General features: G+C 68.9%; 22 protein-coding genes. 6 read left to right on the top strand and 16 right to left on the bottom strand.

All coding sequences use genetic code 11. From position 1 onward, the window contains the following. Positions 1-4: 4 nt before the first annotated feature. Positions 5-1,396 carry a PLP-dependent aminotransferase family protein gene (locus tag J3A75_RS15230; protein ID WP_012319038.1) on the bottom strand — a complete coding sequence of 464 codons (1,392 nt, stop codon included), beginning with the start codon at positions 1,394-1,396 and terminating at the stop codon, positions 5-7. 114 nt (positions 1,397-1,510) lie between these two features. On the opposite strand from J3A75_RS15230, the gene J3A75_RS15225 reads away from it, so the two are divergent. Next, positions 1,511-1,822 carry a DUF1127 domain-containing protein gene (locus J3A75_RS15225; RefSeq protein ID WP_012319037.1) on the top strand — a complete coding sequence of 104 codons (312 nt, stop codon included), beginning with the start codon at positions 1,511-1,513 and terminating at the stop codon, positions 1,820-1,822. A gap of 30 nt (positions 1,823-1,852) precedes the next feature. Then, positions 1,853-2,770 carry an EamA family transporter gene (locus J3A75_RS15220; protein ID WP_070999426.1) on the top strand — a complete coding sequence of 306 codons (918 nt, stop codon included), beginning with the start codon at positions 1,853-1,855 and terminating at the stop codon, positions 2,768-2,770. A gap of 217 nt (positions 2,771-2,987) precedes the next feature. On the opposite strand, the gene J3A75_RS15215 is transcribed toward J3A75_RS15220, so the two are convergent. Both J3A75_RS15215 and parA read right to left on the bottom strand, forming a co-directional pair. Further along, on the bottom strand, positions 2,988-3,269 hold the full coding sequence (locus J3A75_RS15215) for a ribbon-helix-helix domain-containing protein (RefSeq protein ID WP_209650409.1): 282 nt from the start codon (positions 3,267-3,269) through the stop codon (positions 2,988-2,990). A gap of 5 nt (positions 3,270-3,274) precedes the next feature. Next, the gene (gene parA / locus J3A75_RS15210) at positions 3,275-4,105 is read right to left on the bottom strand and encodes a ParA family partition ATPase (protein WP_245364426.1); all 831 of its coding nucleotides are present in this window, start codon (positions 4,103-4,105) and stop codon (positions 3,275-3,277) included. On the opposite strand from parA, the gene J3A75_RS15205 reads away from it, so the two are divergent. The 4 genes from J3A75_RS15205 (at position 4,104) to J3A75_RS15190 (ending at position 5,692) form a co-directional block, all read left to right on the top strand. After that, a complete protein-coding gene (locus J3A75_RS15205) occupies positions 4,104-4,367 on the top strand; it encodes a hypothetical protein (protein WP_209650408.1) in 264 nt (87 codons plus the stop codon). The genes parA and J3A75_RS15205 overlap by 2 nt on opposite strands. A 62-nt stretch (positions 4,368-4,429) precedes the next feature. Next, entirely contained in the window at positions 4,430-4,720 is a 291-nt protein-coding gene (locus J3A75_RS15200; protein WP_209650407.1) for a type II toxin-antitoxin system RelE/ParE family toxin, read from the top strand. Positions 4,721-4,756: 36 nt separating this feature from the next. Next, a complete protein-coding gene (locus tag J3A75_RS37255; RefSeq protein ID WP_209650406.1) occupies positions 4,757-5,206 on the top strand; it encodes an addiction module antidote protein in 450 nt (149 codons plus the stop codon). Positions 5,207-5,233: 27 nt separating this feature from the next. Next, positions 5,234-5,692, top strand: coding sequence for a hypothetical protein (locus tag J3A75_RS15190; protein WP_209650405.1), 459 nt, complete (start codon positions 5,234-5,236; stop codon positions 5,690-5,692). 162 nt (positions 5,693-5,854) lie between these two features. Here the strand turns inward: J3A75_RS15190 and J3A75_RS15185 are convergent, their stop codons facing one another. The 13 genes from J3A75_RS15185 to J3A75_RS15125 form a co-directional block, all read right to left on the bottom strand. Further along, positions 5,855-6,481 (bottom strand): hypothetical protein, encoded by a 627-nt coding sequence (locus J3A75_RS15185; protein WP_209650404.1) that lies wholly within the window; start codon positions 6,479-6,481, stop codon positions 5,855-5,857. A 157-nt stretch (positions 6,482-6,638) separates the two neighbouring features. Further along, the gene (locus J3A75_RS15180; protein WP_209650403.1) at positions 6,639-6,845 is read right to left on the bottom strand and encodes a hypothetical protein; all 207 of its coding nucleotides are present in this window, start codon (positions 6,843-6,845) and stop codon (positions 6,639-6,641) included. Then, positions 6,826-7,275: a hypothetical protein gene (locus tag J3A75_RS15175; protein ID WP_209650402.1), complete on the bottom strand. Its 450-nt coding sequence runs from the start codon at positions 7,273-7,275 to the stop codon at positions 6,826-6,828. Before J3A75_RS15175 ends, J3A75_RS15180 begins: the two co-directional genes overlap by 20 nt. A 1-nt stretch (position 7,276) precedes the next feature. After that, positions 7,277-8,215 carry a glycoside hydrolase family 108 protein gene (locus tag J3A75_RS15170; protein WP_209650401.1) on the bottom strand — a complete coding sequence of 313 codons (939 nt, stop codon included), beginning with the start codon at positions 8,213-8,215 and terminating at the stop codon, positions 7,277-7,279. A gap of 11 nt (positions 8,216-8,226) precedes the next feature. Beyond that, positions 8,227-8,460 (bottom strand): hypothetical protein, encoded by a 234-nt coding sequence (locus J3A75_RS15165; protein WP_209650400.1) that lies wholly within the window; start codon positions 8,458-8,460, stop codon positions 8,227-8,229. Further along, positions 8,460-8,864 (bottom strand): septal ring lytic transglycosylase RlpA family protein, encoded by a 405-nt coding sequence (locus J3A75_RS15160; protein WP_209650399.1) that lies wholly within the window; start codon positions 8,862-8,864, stop codon positions 8,460-8,462. The genes J3A75_RS15165 and J3A75_RS15160 overlap by 1 nt, the downstream gene beginning before the upstream one ends. 99 nt (positions 8,865-8,963) lie before the next feature. Further along, entirely contained in the window at positions 8,964-11,066 is a 2,103-nt protein-coding gene (locus J3A75_RS15155; RefSeq protein WP_209650398.1) for a hypothetical protein, read from the bottom strand. Positions 11,067-11,070: 4 nt separating this feature from the next. Beyond that, a complete protein-coding gene (locus tag J3A75_RS15150; protein WP_209650397.1) occupies positions 11,071-11,751 on the bottom strand; it encodes a hypothetical protein in 681 nt (226 codons plus the stop codon). Between the two features lie 78 nt (positions 11,752-11,829). After that, on the bottom strand, positions 11,830-12,429 hold the full coding sequence (locus J3A75_RS15145; RefSeq protein WP_209650396.1) for a DUF4376 domain-containing protein: 600 nt from the start codon (positions 12,427-12,429) through the stop codon (positions 11,830-11,832). Next, positions 12,422-13,396 (bottom strand): hypothetical protein, encoded by a 975-nt coding sequence (locus J3A75_RS15140; RefSeq protein ID WP_209650395.1) that lies wholly within the window; start codon positions 13,394-13,396, stop codon positions 12,422-12,424. The genes J3A75_RS15145 and J3A75_RS15140 overlap by 8 nt, the downstream gene beginning before the upstream one ends. Positions 13,397-13,479: 83 nt before the next feature. Beyond that, on the bottom strand, positions 13,480-14,262 hold the full coding sequence (locus tag J3A75_RS15135; RefSeq protein ID WP_209650394.1) for a YmfQ family protein: 783 nt from the start codon (positions 14,260-14,262) through the stop codon (positions 13,480-13,482). After that, positions 14,259-15,332 carry a baseplate J/gp47 family protein gene (locus tag J3A75_RS15130; RefSeq protein ID WP_209650393.1) on the bottom strand — a complete coding sequence of 358 codons (1,074 nt, stop codon included), beginning with the start codon at positions 15,330-15,332 and terminating at the stop codon, positions 14,259-14,261. Before J3A75_RS15130 ends, J3A75_RS15135 begins: the two co-directional genes overlap by 4 nt. 74 nt (positions 15,333-15,406) lie before the next feature. Further along, entirely contained in the window at positions 15,407-15,931 is a 525-nt protein-coding gene (locus tag J3A75_RS15125; protein ID WP_209650392.1) for a phage GP46 family protein, read from the bottom strand. Between the last annotated feature and the right edge of the window lies 1 nt (position 15,932).

The following is a 15,932-nucleotide window of genomic DNA, read 5'->3' as shown; positions in this document are numbered from 1 at the left end:
CCCCTCAGCCGAGCGCCTCCCGCAGGATCGGCCGGATCCGCGGATCGGCGCAGTGGGCGACGTTGAAACGCATGTAGCCGTTCCACGTATCCGACAGGCTGAACGAGGTCCCGGGCGCCAGCACCATGCCGCGGGCCAGCGCCCGGCGGGCGACGTCGGCCCCGTCGCGCCCGTCGGGCAGCCGCATCCACAGGAAGAAGCCGCCCCGCGGCTGCGCCCAGGTTTCCAGGCCGCAGGCGCGCAACTCCGCGGAGGCCTGCACCATCGCGCCGGCGAGCCGGCGGCGGGTCTCGGCGAGGTGTCGCCGGTAGGCGCCCTCGGTGATCAGCGCGTGCACCAGCGCCGCGGTGATGTGGCCGTTGCCGAGGCTGAGGGCCAGCTTGAGGTCGACCAGCGGCTCGACCCAGTCGGCCCGGAGCGCGATCCAGCCGCAGCGCGCGGCCGCCGACAGGGTCTTGGAGAAGCTGCCGATCTGGATCACCCGCTCCAGCCCGTCGAAGCCGGCGAGCCGCGGGGCCGCCTCGGGCTCGAGGTCGCCGAAGATCTCGTCCTCGACGATGAGCGTGTCGTGCGCCTCGCACAGCTTCAGCAGGCGGTGCGCCACGGTCGGCGCGAGGCTCGCCCCGGTCGGGTTCTGGAGGGCCGCGTTGGTCAAGTAGAAGCGCGGGCGGTGCTGCTCCAGCAGGGTCGCGAGCGCCCGCAGGTCCGGCCCCTCCGGGGTGATCGGCACGCCGACCACCGCGACGCGCTGCGCGCGCAGCAGCGCCAGGAAATTGAAGTAACAGGGATCGTCCACCAGCACGGTGTCGCCGGGCTGGAGCAGGAAGCGGCAGACGAGGTCCAGCGCCTGCGTGGCCGATTCGACCAGCACGATCTGGTCGGGCTCGGCGCCGACGCCCTTCTCGCCGACCTTGCGGGCGATCTGGTGGCGCAGGGGCTCGTAGCCCAGCGGCCGGTCGTAGTTGGTCATCTCGGCGAGGTCGGCGCGCGCCACCCGGCGCAGACCCCGGCGGATCGCCTCGTGGGGCATCCAGGAATCGGGCAGCCAGCCGGCCCCGGGCTTGAGCTGGTCGGAGCCGGCCTGCTGCGCCTGCCGGGTAATCCAGAGCGGGTCGACGATCCGGTCGAGCCGCGGCCCCATCGCCTGGAGCGAGAGCGGCCGCGTCTTGCCGGCGACGTAGAAGCCCGAGCCCGGCCGCGGCACCACGGCGCCCTCGGCGGCGAGGCGCTCGTAGGCCTCGACGACGGTGGATTTCGAGACGCCCATCGTCTCCGCGAAGGCGCGCACCGAGGGGATCCGCACGCCCGGAACCAGCCGCCGCGCCGCGATCCGCTCCCGGATCTCGCCGACCACGGCCTCGACGCGCGTCCCGGGGCTTCTGGCTGCGACCGACATCCGTACTGCTCTTTCGTCCGGACAATTCTTCCGAACCGTACCGAAGTGTTCCTGTCGCCGCCAGCCCCGGGCCGACAGGATCGTGACGCCCCCAAACGACGGAGGAGGGGATCCATGACCCAGTGCCTGACCGAAACCGCCGCCCTCGAAGCCCGGATCAGACCGCGGAGCGGATGGCTCGCCCGGATGGCCGGCCCCGTGCTGACGGTCGCCGCGGAGGTGCGCGCCGGCCTGTCGCGGGCGGCGATGAACCGGCGCGTGCTCCAGCGCCTGTCGACCCTGTCGGACCGGGAATTGAAGGATATCGGCCTGACGCCGCAGGACGTGGCGGATGCCTGCGTGCCGCGCACGGGCGACGCGATCCACCTGCTGGTCGGCCGGCGCGACGAGCGCCGCCGGGCCCGGACGGCCGTGCGCCCTTGGTGATCGGGGCGCACGGGTTCTAGGATCGCGCCGATGACGCTGCGTGACGGGCTGGCCGCGCTCCTCGTGGTCACGCTCCTCGGTGTGAACTTCGTGGCTATCAAGGTGGGGCTGGTGACGGTGCCGCCGCTGATGCTGTGCGCCCTGCGATTCGGCTTCGCGGCCCTGCCGGCCGCCCTGGTGATCCGCCCGCCCCGGGCGCCCGCCGCCCTGGTGGCGGCCTTCGGGCTGGCGCTCGGGATCGGCCAGTTCGGGCTGCTGTTCACGGCGATCCGCCTCGGCATGCCGGCCGGCCTGTCGTCGCTGCTCATCCAGATGCAGGTGCCGTTCACCGTGGCGCTCGCCTGGATCGTCCTGAAGGAGCGCCCGCGGGTGCTCCAGGTGATCGGCGGCGCGGTCGCGCTCCTCGGCGTCGCCGCGGTGGCGCTCGGGCGGGCGGGAGGCGCCCCGGCGGGACCGGTGCTGCTGGTCGTCGGCGCGGCCCTGTCCTGGGCCAGCGCCAACATCGTGGCGAAGCGGATCGGCCGCGTCGACATGCTCGCGCTGATGGTCTGGGGCAGCCTCGCCACGACGCCGCCGCTGCTCGCCCTCTCGCTGATCGTCGAGGGCTCCGACGCCGTCCGGGCCCTGACCCATCCCGACTGGGTGACGAGCGCCTCGATCGCCTTCCAGGCCTACCCGACGCAGCTCCTCGCCTTCGGCCTCTGGAGCCGGCTGCTGACCCGCTACCCGGCCGCCGCGGTGACGCCGTTCGCGCTGCTGGTCCCGGTGGCCGGCATCCTGAGCACGCACCTCGTGCTGGGCGAGCCGCTGAGCGCCGATATCCTGGCCGGCGGCAGCCTCATCCTCTTCGGGATCGCCCTGAGCCTCAGGGGCGGCCGCGCCGCCGTCCGGCCCGCGGGGCGCGGCCCGATCGGACCCGCGACGGGTGCACCGCCGAAGGTGACGTGACCCGCGCGCACCCGAGGCGCACGGCGAGCGCCGTCGCGATCGCGAGGCCGGTACTGTCGATTGTTCGAGAAGGGACGTGGCGCGGGCGACGGGGCTCGAACCCGCGACCTCCGGCGTGACAGGCGGGGCGGAAATGCAGATCCATCAAAGGCCCGTCAGACTTTCGGCCTCCGGAAACCCTCTTCGACGGAGCCCCGGAGTTTGACGGCACCGCGGCCTACGCGATCCGCGACAGGCCCCGGTTCTCGAACAGCAGGTTGAGCGCCTCGACGAAGAGATCCTGCATCGCGGCATCCTCCGTCGCAGCGAGCAGCCGGAGCTGGCGGTGCGCCGCCTCGTCGACGAAGGCGGTCACGTTCCGCTTGCCCTCGCGTGTCTTGGCTTTGGCGGGCCGCGCCTGCGTCGGCGCCGCTGGCGCGGCCGGAGCGGCTGGCGCCTCGGTCACCGCCGGCGTCGGCTCGCTCGTCGGTTTCCTGCCCATCAGGGTTCCGCGCTTCATCCCGCTCACTCCGCTGCCAGCGTCGTCACGTCGGCCTGTCTATCTGGCGACAAGCCGACGTGCCTACACGCCCACAGCATCAGCGCCCGCGCTTCCTCGGCCGCCTTGCCCGCCGGCTCGTATTCCGTGGCGGTGCGGCCATCGATGACGGCGTGGGAGAAGGCGATGCGGTTGTGCAGCACGACGGGTGCGATCTGCGCGCCCTCCGCGGTCAGACCGGCACTGGCCTCGGCGACGAGCGCGCTGCGCACGGGCGCGGCCGACAGGACGATGTAGGCCGCCTTCTTCTCGATCCGGACGAGCTCGCGCGTGGTGGCGATCGCCGCGAGATCGAAGGCCGAGGGGCGGCAGGGGATCAGCACCAGGTCGGACGCCCGGATCGCGGTGAGCGCCGCGCCGTCGGCGTTCGGCGCCGTGTCGATCACCACCAAGTCGGCGCCGGCGGCGCGGGCCGTATCGAGCGTCTTGGCCAGACGGGCCGGCTGGATCGACACGACCTCGGGCTCCTCGGCCATGCGATCGTCGGACCAGCGGGCGGCGCTCGCCTGCGGATCCATGTCGACGATCGCGACGCTCAAGCCCGCGGCCTGCGCTGCGACCGCGAGGTGGACGGCGATCGTTGTCTTGCCCGCGCCACCCTTCTGGCTGACCACTGAAATTGTCCGCATGTCGGCGTGTCCGTTCGTCGGCCTGTCGGCCTGCCTACACGTAGGTTCGCCGACAATCGTTGATGAACCCACAACGCGTCGGCGCCGCTGCAAATCCTGTTCGTTCGGCAGGCTTGCCGCAAGTATCTCATGGACGGCGCCGGGGCCACCGCGGTAGGCCGCCGCCATGCCCTCCGAACCGATCGCACCGGTCCGCGGCCGCCAGCTCGCCGCCCTGCGCGCGTGCCTCCTCTATCCGCAAGGGATGCGGCACGAGGCCTACCCGTCCGCAATGCCGACGCTGCGCAGGCTTGGATTTGTCATCTCGCGACCGGCTCTCGGGCCAGGCCGTAAAATCTCAGCGTGGTTCATCACCCATGCCGGCCGGGAGCATTTGGCCCAGATCGACGCCAACAAGCCCGGATCAAGCACCGCACATCGCCGCGTGTGATCCGGCATCATGACGAGTGGAACGCCGATTGACCCTGTGTAGCTTTCAAGCTACAAGAACGGATGCCGACAGTCCGCCGCCTGCCCGACTTTGCTGACTGGTTAAGAGACCTTCGCGACGCCAGGGCGGTCGCGCGGATCGGTCTTCGTCTCGACAGGCTGAAGCTGGGCAACCCAGGCCAATGCCGCGGTGTAGGTGACGACGTTCACGAGATGAAGATCGACTACGGTCCTGGATACAGGGTCTATTTCACCAATCGCGGAGCGGAATTGATAATTCTGCTGTGCGGTGGAGACAAGTCAACGCAAGAAAATGATATCGTCAGAGCTAAGAAGCTGGCAAAAACAGTCTAGCTTATCTAGTTGGTTCCTCAGGCTAGGTTTATTAAAATGTCCGACCATCTTCCAGAATATGATACGGCTGAATTCCTTGATACTCCGGAGCATGTCGCCGCGTATATCGAGGCCGTTCTAGAGGACAGTGATCCATCTTTAATTGCTCATGCAATTGGCGTTGTCGCTAGAGCCCGAGGCATGTCCCAAATTGCGGCCGAGACAGGCAAGTCGCGCGAAAGTCTCTATCGTGCTCTATCGGAAAAAGGCAACCCGAACCTTGATACGCTGACATCGGTTCTAAAAACGATTGGATTAAGGCTCAGTGTTTTGCCGATCAAGGCGATAAAAGACCCTCAAATTAAACAGGTAGTTGCGCAATATACGAATTCGTCATTCGCCGGCCCGGTATTCATAAAAGAATTGAGCCCCGGCGAAGCAAAGAAAGTATTCATGCTACATGATCGAACGATCAATTATATAAATAATGAGCAATGCGTCGCATAAATGCGCTTGTAGATCAAGGAGACATCTATGTCAGGTTCATCAACAGTCGCCTCCCCTCCCGAGCCCCTCGCGCCAATCAAACAGGACATTTTCCTGGAGGAAATTGCAAGGCTTGCAAATCTCGGTATAGGACAGTGGGTCACGCTAATGGTCTCAGGTACTACTATCTGTGGGCGGACTTTATCGGGGCGAGATTTTTTCTCAAGGATCGCAGATCAGGCCGCTTCATACCAGTTCACTGGCAAAGTCGGCGACGTGGATTTTGCCAGCATCCTTTCGAATAATTATCGTGACTACACCAGGCTATACGACAAGCCCGATGGAGCGCCCGAAGATTGGGCTCCGCCGAAAGTTGGATATATCCATCTTGAGATGGCTAAAATATTGCTTAACGGCAGCATGGTTCCTTCTGGCGATGGAATGCTTTGGCGAGGAAGTCTCAGTTCAATCAACGGCTTCGCATTGAGTCGCCTGGAACTATCTTGACTGAATTCCAAATCGTGGAGCCGAGAGAGGACCAAGCTGGGCAAAATTTAGTGGAGGTATGCGGCTAGGAGAACGCGTGCGCACTCTCGTCCAAAACGACGAAAGGCGCCCCGGCCGAAGCCAGGGCGCCCAGAGCAGTGGGAAGCTGAGTGTGAAGCGGCGCTACCGGCGCGGCCCGGTCTCCAGCGTGTCGATCCGGCGCTGCTGTCGGTCGTTGAAGGCTCGGACGTGCTCGTCGACCTCGCCGCGCAGCATGCTGGTGACCCGGTCCTGCGCGTCGTTCCGGGCGAGGACTTCGCTGCGGGAGACGACGCGGTCCTCCAGGCGGTCGAGTCGCGCTTTCATCTCGTCGAGGCCCTTCACCGATCGCGCCTCGACCCGACCGATGCGGTCGCGCATGAAATCATAGTCCCGATCCTGCGAGCGCCAGTGCACCTCGTGCTCCGCGCGCGTGACCTGATTGGCCGCCAGCGCCTCGATACGCTTGTCAGCCTTCTCCTGGATCAACAGGAGCGAGCTCTTGAGGTCGGACTGACCGTCCTTCAGCGGGTAGAACGCGAGGCCGCCGATCAGCCCCGCGATGGTGACACACGTTCCCATGGCGCCCCAGATTACGGCCCACGGGGTCGCGCTTCGGCGGTCGAGCTTGTCGCTCAGGGCCCCGAGGCTCTTCACGACGTTGTCGAGGATCGAGCCGAAGCCGTCGAGACGCGTTTCCTGCCGCTCCAGTCGAGCCTCCAGGTTGCCGATCATCGGAGGCTGCATCTGCTGCTGAAGCTGCGTGGTCATGGTTCTGGCCCCCAGGCCGAAGACCGCGCGCCGGTGTTCCGGTCGCGCGTTGAGTGGCGCGGACCGGCCTCCGGTGAGAGACAAGCCGCGTTGAGCGGTTGGGATGAGAGGCAACGACCGGCCGGGAACCCCGTGAAACTTTCACGGGCTTGCGAGGCTACGGGTCGACCGTACCCCGCGCCGGCGCGGGGTGCTTCAAGGCGTCGGCGAGCGCTCCGTACCGGTCCGCGGCGTCGCCGAGGCCGGCCGCGTTGGCGTCCCCGTAGTCGAGGGCGCGCCGTGCGTAGAGCCGCGCATCCTCGCCCCGCTTCGGCACCGGGCGGGGCGCCGGCGCCGGGACGATGTCAGCGACCGGGGGCAGCATGCGGGCGCCGGGCGCCGCGCTGGACAGCCCACGCGTTGTCCCGCAGCCGGCCGAGGTCAGCATCAGACAGCCCGCAAGCGCCCATCGGGCCGAGCGACCGCAGAAGCTTCGCGTATTCGACATTGCGTTTCTCCGCCGCCGCCTGGGCGCTCGCGTTGCGGGCCTCGCCTGCGCGGGCGGCCTGTTCGGCAGCCCGCGCCGCGTTCGCGTCGACGCGCGCCTCGGCGGCGTCGCGGGCGAGGCGGTTGATCTCGGCCTGCCGGTCGGCGGCGCGGTAGCCGGCCGCCTTACCGATGAGGAAGGACAGCCCGGCGCTGGGCAGCGACCCCAGCGTGAGGCCGGAGAGCAGAGCGAAGGCGACGGCGCCGATGCCCAGGAGGGCGGCCCCGCGCTCGGCGAAGCCCTTGATGCGATCCAGGAGGGCGCGCATGTCAGGCCGCCTCCGCCGCGGTCGCCGGAGGTGTGACGGCGGCCTCCGGAGCGGCAGGATCGTCGACCGCGACCGCGGGTAGGTCCTCGTCAGCGCTCGTGTCCACCGCCTGCGTGGCGGAGCCCGCCTGGACCTTGTCGGCCACCGCGTGCCCGTACTTGACGATGACGCCGGCGACGCCGGCGATGACCGCGAGTCCGCCGAGCACGTAGGGCATCCACGCGAACCAATCGCGCATCACCTCGAGCTGCTGTCCAAGCTCGGACACGGGCGCGGCGACCGCGGAGGCCGAGGTCACCACCGTGGTCGAAGCCGTCGAGAGCAGCGGCCGGGCGATCGTCTCCGGGGACACCACCGCCTTGCGGTGACCGCCGACCTGATCGACGGCGACCGGCGCGGGTCCGACGCTGCCCGACGCCCAGCCCTGGCCGATCTTCTGCGCGTTGGCGATCCGGGCCGCCCAGCCCTTGCCGTAGATCCGCCACGTCTTGAGACCCCGCAGGGTGCCGAGGCGGGCCGCGCAGTAACGCGCGATCAGCGCGTCGTTGTCCTCGTCCTGGCCGACCGCGTGTAGGGTGACGTCACCGATCGCGCCGTCCACCGCGCCCGGGTAGCCGACGAGGCTGCGCTGCAGCCACCGGACCGACTGCCCAATGCCGCTGTTCACCGCCCCGTCGAAGACGACGAAGTCGACGCCGGCCGGCAGCTCGTCGCAGGCGGCCTTGTCCCAGTAGAGCGCGCGATAGATCGCGGCGACCTGCGCATCCGTCGCGGTCCAGACGTCCGCGTTCGGCAGGCCCTGGCGGCGCAGCCACGCGGTGTAGACGCGCTGCGTGACGCCACGCGACGTGCGTCCGCCGGGATCGCGCGGATCGTCGACGTTGCCGCCCTCGTAGACGCGCACGCGCGCGTAGGCTCGTGCGAAACCGTCCTTCGCCATGGGTCAGGTCCTCAGAAGGGGATGGAGAGGCGCAGGCGCAGCGGCGCGATCTCGTCGAGCTCAAGGGTGCGCAGGCGCCCGGCGTCGTGGATGAGCAGGCCGTTCGGCGCGATCGGCGCCGCGGCCAGAAGGCTCGCCGCGCTCGGCCGGGGCGGCAGGTGCGGGATGCGCGGCCGGGCGGTGGCCGCTGCCGGCGCGCCGGACACAAGGACGGCCAGCAACGCCGCCAGGATCCGGGCCCGCATCAGCGCGCGTCCGCCAAGCGGCGTCCCGACCCGGCCCGGTCCAGGATCTCAATCCGGACGCGAGCGAGGCCGTCGAAGCACAGCGCGCGGGCCGCGCCGGTGGACATGTCGATCGCGCGGCGCAGCCGCCTGTGTGGCCCTCGGTCGTTGATCCGGGCGATCACGCTGCAGCCGTTGGCGAGGTTCGTCACGCGAACGCGCGTATTGAACGGGACGTCCCACATCGCCGCCGTGAGCCCCATCGGCTTGAACCGCTCCCCGTTGGCGGTCAGCCCCTTCGGGTTGATGCGGAAGATCTCGCGGCCGTAGGTCGAGGCAATGCCTTCCCAGGCTCGGGCGTGGGCAGGCGCGAACAGCAGCGCGCAAGCGACTGCGGCCCGTAGCGCGAGGCGCTGCAGGAGCATGGCGGGATCCAAGGTGTCGGGTTGGGGCCGGGCGATCAGCCGCGCGGCATCAGGTCGGCGCCCCGCGGGTGGGATCCGCGGGGCGCCGTGGGCGTCAGGTCAGCGAGGGTCGACCCAGCCGTAGGTGCGTACGCCGAAAATCGTGCTGTCGACGGACGAGCGAGCACGGATCCGCCCGAACGTATCCGTTCGGACGCGAAACTCCCCGAAGGCGTTGGTATTTGCCGCCCATGTCAGCGAGTAGTTTGGGAACGTTGGCACCTCATCCGCGGCATCTGGAGAGGAAATCATGAGGCCGTTCGGGGAACTGCTGGAGGCCCCCGCTCGGAACAGCGCCTCGACTTGGACCCCCGTCGGGACAGTCAACGGCACGAGCGACGCTGTCGTCGATGCGCCCCCGTTCAAATCGGTCACGCTCGCAGTCCAGACGAAGGTGGACCCGGTTTGCTTGAACGGTAGAATGTTGCTGCTCGCATCAGTGCGAACGGAACCGATGCGCCGATACAGCAGATATCCAGCCGGCAGCGTGGGCGTACTGGGCGAGAGCGAAAACAGCGCGTCCACAGCGCCCGTTGACGGGTTGCTGATCAGGAACACGTGATACCAAGTCGAAGACGCTACGGCGCCTGTGTCCAGCCCGCCACCCGTGCCCGCCACCCAAGTACTGAGGATGGATTTGTTCAGCACGCCGAACATCGCCATCACCCCGGACCGGGGAGAAGATGTCGCGGATCCCGGACCGATGTTGATGACGCTTGCTGGGGTCGTAACGTCGTTCGAGAGGGTCAGCCCCGTCGTCGCGACGGCGGGAACAAGCTCGCTAGAGGTGAGAAGCCGCCCAGCCTGATAGGTTGCATTCAAGGTCCCGAGCGCATTCCCAACGCCGCGGACATTGGAAACAACCACGGCGTGGCCAGCGACGGTCGGGTTGACGCCGTATGCTCGCGCTGCCCGGATCGCCAACCCTCCTGAAAAGGTCGCCCTCGCCGAGGCATCATCGACCCGGACGTTGTCGGTGAATGCGCCGATCGTACCGCCAGTCCAGATGAGGTCGGAACCGCGCCAGTTCTTGACCCACAAGCCGTGGCCGGGGCCGGATGTGTTCCAAGTGCCGGTGAACGCGATGATGCCGTTGGCGATCAAGCTATCGTCGAGGACGATCGACGCGGAGCTGGCGTCCTGAGCGCTGTCGAAAGATACGGTGGCACCGATGAATACCTCTCTGTTGCCTTCAGCAGTCAGAGTTGTATCGACGATCATGTTGGTGCCGTTGGCAATGACGTCCGTCTGTTCCAGACTGAAGCCGCCGAACGCGCCCCCGACGCGGATGCCGACGCCGCTGCCGGCGATCTTGCCTTGATGCAGGAAAAGTCCGGCCTTGGCGCCATTCCCCAGCGCGCCGTTGAGCCGAACCGCATCGCCTTGAGCGCGCGCTTCGTATTGCCCCAGCACGACCATATCGACCTGGTCGAACCATAGGCCGTGGAACAGGTTGCCGTTGCCGTCCTGACCGTCTGCAATGATATCTCGCAGCACGGACCGAACCAGACCGCGCATCCGAAGCCCGGCGCCGGCCGTCATCTTCAGATTAGAGGCAACTCGAAAGCCGGACAGGTTGCATTGCCGGACCTGAGAGATTGAACTGGTCGTGTCTCCAATCGTGATGATGTCTTTGGCGGCGTCTGGTCCGTCGTACCAGAACACGCTCGAATGGCTGCCGGAGCCGGCGAGCGACAGATTGCTGACGATCGGGAACTGGAGCGGCTGAGTAAACCGGTAAAGCCCGGGCGGCATGGCACCGCGCCGGCCGAGCCCGAGCGCCGCCAGCCACGAGCGAAGGGCCGTCGTGTCATCGGCCACACCATCGCCGACGGCGCCAAAATCCTGCGGGGTCACACCATGGTCGGTCGCCCGATCGGTGACGGCTCGCGCGACCGCCGCGGCGATGGCAAGTCGGACCTTGGTCCCGGAGGCGTCGCCGGTCTTGGCCAGCGCCCCGATATCGTCCAGACCCAGAGCGCCAACCTTGCCGGCGAGCGTCGTGACGCCACCCGGCGCACCCTTCTGGGCCGCCACGAAGTCGGCAAGCTCGCCGGTGTTGCCCAGGGCCAGCCACGCCGCGTAGGTGCTCTGCCCGGGCAGGCCGGCCGGCCCGCCGACCGGCACATAGGCACGGGCGAGCGAAGAACCTCGGATCGCCATGCTCTCAGGCTCCCTGTCCGATCTGTGCGGGGACGGCGGTGTGGTGGATGAGGCCGTAGAAGGTCGGGACCCGGAGGCCCGTCGCCGGGTCGGTGGCGGTGATGCCGTAGGGGTAGCCCTCAGGCTTGACCGGCAGGCGCGCCATGGGCGTGCGAGCCACTGCCATGGCGATCACGCCGAGAGGGCCGCCGTTGGCGATGCTCGGGTTCGCGCCGCCGCTGGTGGCCTGCAGCGCGATGGTCGCCGCCCCCACCGCCTGGCGCGCGTCAAGATCGAACACGAGGCCGGTGAGGTCGACCGGCTGCGGCACTACGGCGATCGCGAAGCTGTCGCCGACCCCAAACGGCGTCGCGCCCTGCGCCAGGCTGATAGTGATCCCGCCGGCATAGAGGGGCGCTCCAACGACCCCCTGGCCGGTCACGAGGCCATAGGGGTCCGTGACACTGATCCGAGTAAGCCCACTCGCGATCGCAGTGACTGCAACCACGTGTGCGCCGTAGACCGCCCCGGGCTGAACGTCCGCGACCGTGATCGCGCCGTTCCCAACGTTGGCGTCGCCCGCGAGTGTGCCGCCAGCCGCCGGCGAGCCGATCAGCGGCAGGCCGTCGAGCCAGTCGGTCGCCTGCGTCGTGTCGAAGTCGACCCGCTGCGGCTGGATCAGCTGGATCGGGGCGAGGCTCGACATGCACCGGACCTCAGGCGAGCGGGCAACAAAAAGCCGCCCGGAGGCGGCGCGGGTCGGACTGGTCTGCGCCGCTGACGATCAAGCCGCGGGCGCGAGGCCTGCGAAGGCGGCATCGACCTGGGCGAGTGTCGTGATCGTCGGCGGGCTCGCGTTGATGCCGGCGTCGCAGGCGTCCTCGGCGGTGAAGCACGCCTGGACGTGAGCGAACACGGCGAGCGCCACCGCCTTCATCTGGTCGGCCGTCAGCTCGATCCAGCCGGAGGCGGCCTTGAACTTGACGGAGGCGACGCCGCCCGCCTGCATCCCGGCGTAGGCATTGGCGACCATCGACTGGCTGTCCCGGTCGGTGGCGACCGTCACGCCGTTGACCACCACGCCGCCGGTCTCGACCGCGAAGCGCCGGGCCGCCGCGTAGGCGACGAGATCGGCCGCGGAGGGCGCCGCCGCCAGAGCATCGGGGAGCGCCAGTCCCCAGCGCGCCAGCTCCTCGCGAAGCGCGACCAGCGTCGGCGCGCCGCTGGCGTCGACCGGACAGGGCGTCGGCTCCCAATCGTCGGGCGCGCTCCACGCCTTCAGGGTGGCATCGTCGGCGCCGACGATCGCCCCGCGCGCGGAGGCGAAGATGTCGGTGCCGTTCGGGAGGCGCCAGTACCAGTCCGAGGCGTTGAAGTTACGCAACCTGACCTCCCGTGTCGTAGGTGCCGGCCGTCGTGCCCGGAATGAAGTTGACGCCGCGGCCGTAGAGCTGGATCACGCCGTTCAGCCCGGCGTAGAACCGGCGCCCGGAAGTCGTACCGCCCCACGCCGCGCCCGTGCCGAAGGCGACGCGGCCGTTGATGCAGTTGACGACGTTGGTGAAGACGCCGGCCGACGGCACGTTGATCGTGCCGAATGAGGTGATCGTGCCGCCCTGCGCGTCGAGGATCGCGCCCGCGCTCTGCGCGATGCCAATCGTCCCGCTGAGGGTGACGGAGCCGCCCGGTCCGGCGAAGAGGTGGCTGGCGTTCAGCGCCGTGTCGCCGGTGAAATCGCAGTTGTCGATCGTCACGTTGCTGCCGGCCGCGATCGTATTCAGCGCCGGATTGGTGTTGCGCAGCGTCGCCCCGCTGATGGTGCAGACCGTTCCCGTGACCTGCGTCTGGGCGTCTTTGGTGCCCGCACCGGCGAGGAGGTAGTTGCCGCGATTGGCCGGAGCGCCCAGGATCGTGAGGTTCGGGACACCGGTGACCACCGCCGGCAGATCGTAGGTACCGGCCGAGAGCATCTGCACCAGGAGCCCGTAGCCGCCGAACGCGTAGCGCGAGGCGGCATATCGGATGGCCCGCGCGTTGGTTCGGAACGGGTTGGCCTGCGAGCCGTCACCGGTCGCATCGCTGCCCGTGGAGCTGTCGACGTAGAGCGTGACGGCCGCCACGACCGGCGTGATCGCGGTCGAGGCGATGAGCGCCTTGATCGCCTGGGCGAGCTGGGTCAGATCGCCGTTCGTCGGCGTGAGGCCGGCAGCGGTGATCGCGTTGACGATCTCGCGCTGCGGGTACTCCAGACCCTCGGCGCAGGGGATCGAGCCCGCCGTGTTGGTCGCCGGGTTGCCGTTGACATAGCCGGCCGCCGGGTTCGTCTGATCGAAGGGTTTATTGTACTGCACGGGCGGGCGCTCCGGACGCGCGCAGCCGCGCCCGGCCCGCGGGGCGGGTCAGCGTCGGCCAAGCGATCGGTTGAGGGGCGGGGCTAGTAGAGCGGCACGCTCTCGGCCGGCAGCGGGTCGCCGCCGTGCTCGATGATCGTCAGCAGCGGGTCGGTCCCGCAGTGGTTCACGCCTGCCCGGAAGGGCACGTATTCCTGGTACTTCGGCGTGACGTTGGCGTAGTCGAACAGGATCTCGGTGTGCGCCGGCTTGTAGCGCCGGAACAGGCATTCGAGGTCCATGGCCATGCTGAAGCGCACCATCGGATCGATGCCGCACTGGCCAGCGCCGGCCCGGAACCACGACACGCGCGAACCGTAGACCCGCACCGTCCAGTAGAACCGGATCTCAGGCGGTCCGACCTGCCAGCGGTACTGCTCGCCGTTGGTGCCGGTCGCCCGCGTGTCGCCGCACCGGGAGATCCCGGCCATGAACGGCGAGTACTCGACGATCCGGATCACGTACCCGAGGCGCGAGGCGACGTTGTAGAAGAACGCCCGGCTCTGGCCGCCCTCGGTCGTGATCCGCTCGATGAGGGCGAGGCGCCGCTCCTCCAGGGTGTACTGTTCCTGGACGCACGGGTCGGGCAGACCGAAGGCGCGCTCCCAGTCCGGCAGCAGCTCGGTCGTGAAGCGCGGGTCGAGTTCGAGCTCCAGGAGGTCGGCGGCCCGCGGGTCGACCACCGTTCCCCAGATCTCGGCCTGCCCGCGCACGAGCTGCATCAGGTCGCTGTCGGGGTCGCGCGACCACGCCTCGCCGCGCGGCAGCAGGCGCGCGAAGGCCTCGGCGTAGTCGTCGCCATCGCGGCGGATGAAGCCGTCGCTCATGGGTAGGAGATCCCACCGCCGGCCGCGGCCGAGAGGCTCGCCATGTGCCCGGGCGAAGCCATCACCGCGTCGTCGAAATCGAGGTCGAAGTAGCCGTCGCCCACCACCTCGGAGATCGCCGCCGACACCCAGGCCGCGTAGATCGTCTGGCCGGGCGCCGCGCGCTCCAGGAGCAGCAGCTGCAACGCCGTCTCGATGGCGAGCCGCATCGACGGCGTGTCGTCCGACAGGTTGCGGATCTTGATCGCCAGCCCCTGCGGGATCGGCGGGACGACGAAGAAGTCCTTCACGCAGACGGGTCGGACCGTGTCGAGATAGGCGCGGACCTGCGCGATGTCGTCGTCGGTCGGCAGGCCGCCGTTGCCGGCGCGCAGCGCGTCGCACAGGAACCGCACCACCACGGTGCCGATGCCCATGCCGTTCGGGCTCGACCAGGCGCGGGTGACGCCGGGGACGGCCAGCGTCCACTGGATGTAGTCGTCGGCGTCGCCGCCCATCGGGGGCCGGCGCAGGCGCAGCAGCACCCGGGTGCGCAGATCGTCGTCGCTCTCAGTGTCGGCGCCGCCGTCGATCAGGACGACCGTGGCCTGCGCGTCGATGTTGGAGACCGCGACCGTCAACGACAGCGGCGCCCCGGCGTCTCGGTTGCCGATCGCGCCTGCGGTCAGACAGGTGACCGCCGCCTCGGTTGCAGTCGACGAGAGGTAGATGTCGGCCGCGGTCTGGTACTGGACACCGTCCGAGGTCGCCAGGATCGACCCGGCCGGCAGGAGCGTGCCCTTCACGCCGGTGAGCGCGATCGTGCCGGAGGCGAAGGTCGCCGCCTTCGGGCCGCCGAACAGGATGTAGGCCCAGCGCAGGAGCCAATCGCCCTCGGCCTTATCCGGCAGGGCGTTCTTGGCGATGTAGGCGAGGTATTTCAGGTTCAGGAACGCGCCGCCGGCGTTCTGATCCGAGAGGACGCGCAGCGCGTTGTTCGGGACGCTCGCGTCGGCGCCCTTCAGGAAGGCGGCGAGGTTGTCGCGGTTCTGCCGGCGCACGCTCGGCAGGTCCGGCAGGTTGAACGGCATGGGGCAGCCTCAGGCGCGCCGCGGCGGCGGCTTCCAGCGGGTCGGTTCGGGCGGTGGCGGTGGTGGGAGGCCGGTCAGCCGGTCGGCGCGGAGACGACGATCCCGGCCCAGAGGTCACTGAAGCGAAGGTCGAGCAGCAGCTCGTCGCCGCGGTACATCACGACGCGCGCCTCGATCCGCTCGATGCCGGCGCGGACCGCCGTCGCCTCGATCTTGGTGGCGATCTTCCTGTCCACGAACGGCTGCAGGGCCTCGTAGATGTAGTCCTCGATCTGGACCGTGGTGGCGCCCTTGCGGGCGGCCGCGCCGGTGATCGTGGCCCGAGACAGGAGCCAGAGCTTCGAGCCGATCGGCCAGCCGTCCCAGATCTGCTCGGCGTCGACGTCGCCCCACCAGCCGCGGCGGTCGGTGTCGCGCGAGTCCGGCAGGTCGTCGTCCGGGCCGGCGAGCGCATCCGTCATCAGCGCGACGACGACGGCCGTGGCGAGCTCGTCCGAGGTGTCGAGCTGGCCCGCCGGGGTGAGCAGCAGGTCGAGGTCGACCGCCTGGAAGGGCTGGCCCGGGGCGGTGCCCTTCGGCGCGATCCGGACGTCCGTCATG

It is taken from the genome of Methylobacterium sp. PvP105 (assembly GCF_017876975.1).
Taxonomy (GTDB): domain Bacteria; phylum Pseudomonadota; class Alphaproteobacteria; order Rhizobiales; family Beijerinckiaceae; genus Methylobacterium; species Methylobacterium radiotolerans.
Note: the sequence above shows the minus strand (reverse complement) of the source record. Positions and strands in the feature narration are given on the sequence as shown.

Bases quoted from the DNA above. Each gene is read 5' to 3' on its own strand.
- J3A75_RS15125 (WP_209650392.1), bottom strand. From the start codon at position 15,931: ATGACGGACGTCCGGATCGCGCCGAAGGGCACCGCCCCGGGCCAGCCC.
- J3A75_RS37255 (WP_209650406.1), top strand. From the start codon at position 4,757: ATGTCCGACCATCTTCCAGAATATGATACGGCTGAATTCCTTGATACT.
- J3A75_RS15175 (WP_209650402.1), bottom strand. From the start codon at position 7,275: ATGCGCGCCCTCCTGGATCGCATCAAGGGCTTCGCCGAGCGCGGGGCC.
- J3A75_RS15215 (WP_209650409.1), bottom strand. From the start codon at position 3,269: ATGAAGCGCGGAACCCTGATGGGCAGGAAACCGACGAGCGAGCCGACG.
- J3A75_RS15185 (WP_209650404.1), bottom strand. From the start codon at position 6,481: ATGACCACGCAGCTTCAGCAGCAGATGCAGCCTCCGATGATCGGCAAC.
- J3A75_RS15170 (WP_209650401.1), bottom strand. From the start codon at position 8,215: ATGGCGAAGGACGGTTTCGCACGAGCCTACGCGCGCGTGCGCGTCTAC.
- J3A75_RS15135 (WP_209650394.1), bottom strand. From the start codon at position 14,262: ATGAGCGACGGCTTCATCCGCCGCGATGGCGACGACTACGCCGAGGCC.
- J3A75_RS15165 (WP_209650400.1), bottom strand. From the start codon at position 8,460: ATGCGGGCCCGGATCCTGGCGGCGTTGCTGGCCGTCCTTGTGTCCGGC.
- J3A75_RS15190 (WP_209650405.1), top strand. From the start codon at position 5,234: ATGTCAGGTTCATCAACAGTCGCCTCCCCTCCCGAGCCCCTCGCGCCA.
- J3A75_RS15155 (WP_209650398.1), bottom strand. From the start codon at position 11,066: ATGGCGATCCGAGGTTCTTCGCTCGCCCGTGCCTATGTGCCGGTCGGC.
- J3A75_RS15230 (WP_012319038.1), bottom strand. From the start codon at position 1,396: ATGTCGGTCGCAGCCAGAAGCCCCGGGACGCGCGTCGAGGCCGTGGTC.
- J3A75_RS15150 (WP_209650397.1), bottom strand. From the start codon at position 11,751: ATGTCGAGCCTCGCCCCGATCCAGCTGATCCAGCCGCAGCGGGTCGAC.
- J3A75_RS15160 (WP_209650399.1), bottom strand. From the start codon at position 8,864: ATGCTCCTGCAGCGCCTCGCGCTACGGGCCGCAGTCGCTTGCGCGCTG.
- J3A75_RS15200 (WP_209650407.1), top strand. From the start codon at position 4,430: ATGCCGACAGTCCGCCGCCTGCCCGACTTTGCTGACTGGTTAAGAGAC.
- J3A75_RS15225 (WP_012319037.1), top strand. From the start codon at position 1,511: ATGACCCAGTGCCTGACCGAAACCGCCGCCCTCGAAGCCCGGATCAGA.
- J3A75_RS15220 (WP_070999426.1), top strand. From the start codon at position 1,853: ATGACGCTGCGTGACGGGCTGGCCGCGCTCCTCGTGGTCACGCTCCTC.
- parA (WP_245364426.1), bottom strand. From the start codon at position 4,105: ATGGCGGCGGCCTACCGCGGTGGCCCCGGCGCCGTCCATGAGATACTT.
- J3A75_RS15180 (WP_209650403.1), bottom strand. From the start codon at position 6,845: ATGCTGCCCCCGGTCGCTGACATCGTCCCGGCGCCGGCGCCCCGCCCG.
- J3A75_RS15130 (WP_209650393.1), bottom strand. From the start codon at position 15,332: ATGCCGTTCAACCTGCCGGACCTGCCGAGCGTGCGCCGGCAGAACCGC.
- J3A75_RS15205 (WP_209650408.1), top strand. From the start codon at position 4,104: ATGCCCTCCGAACCGATCGCACCGGTCCGCGGCCGCCAGCTCGCCGCC.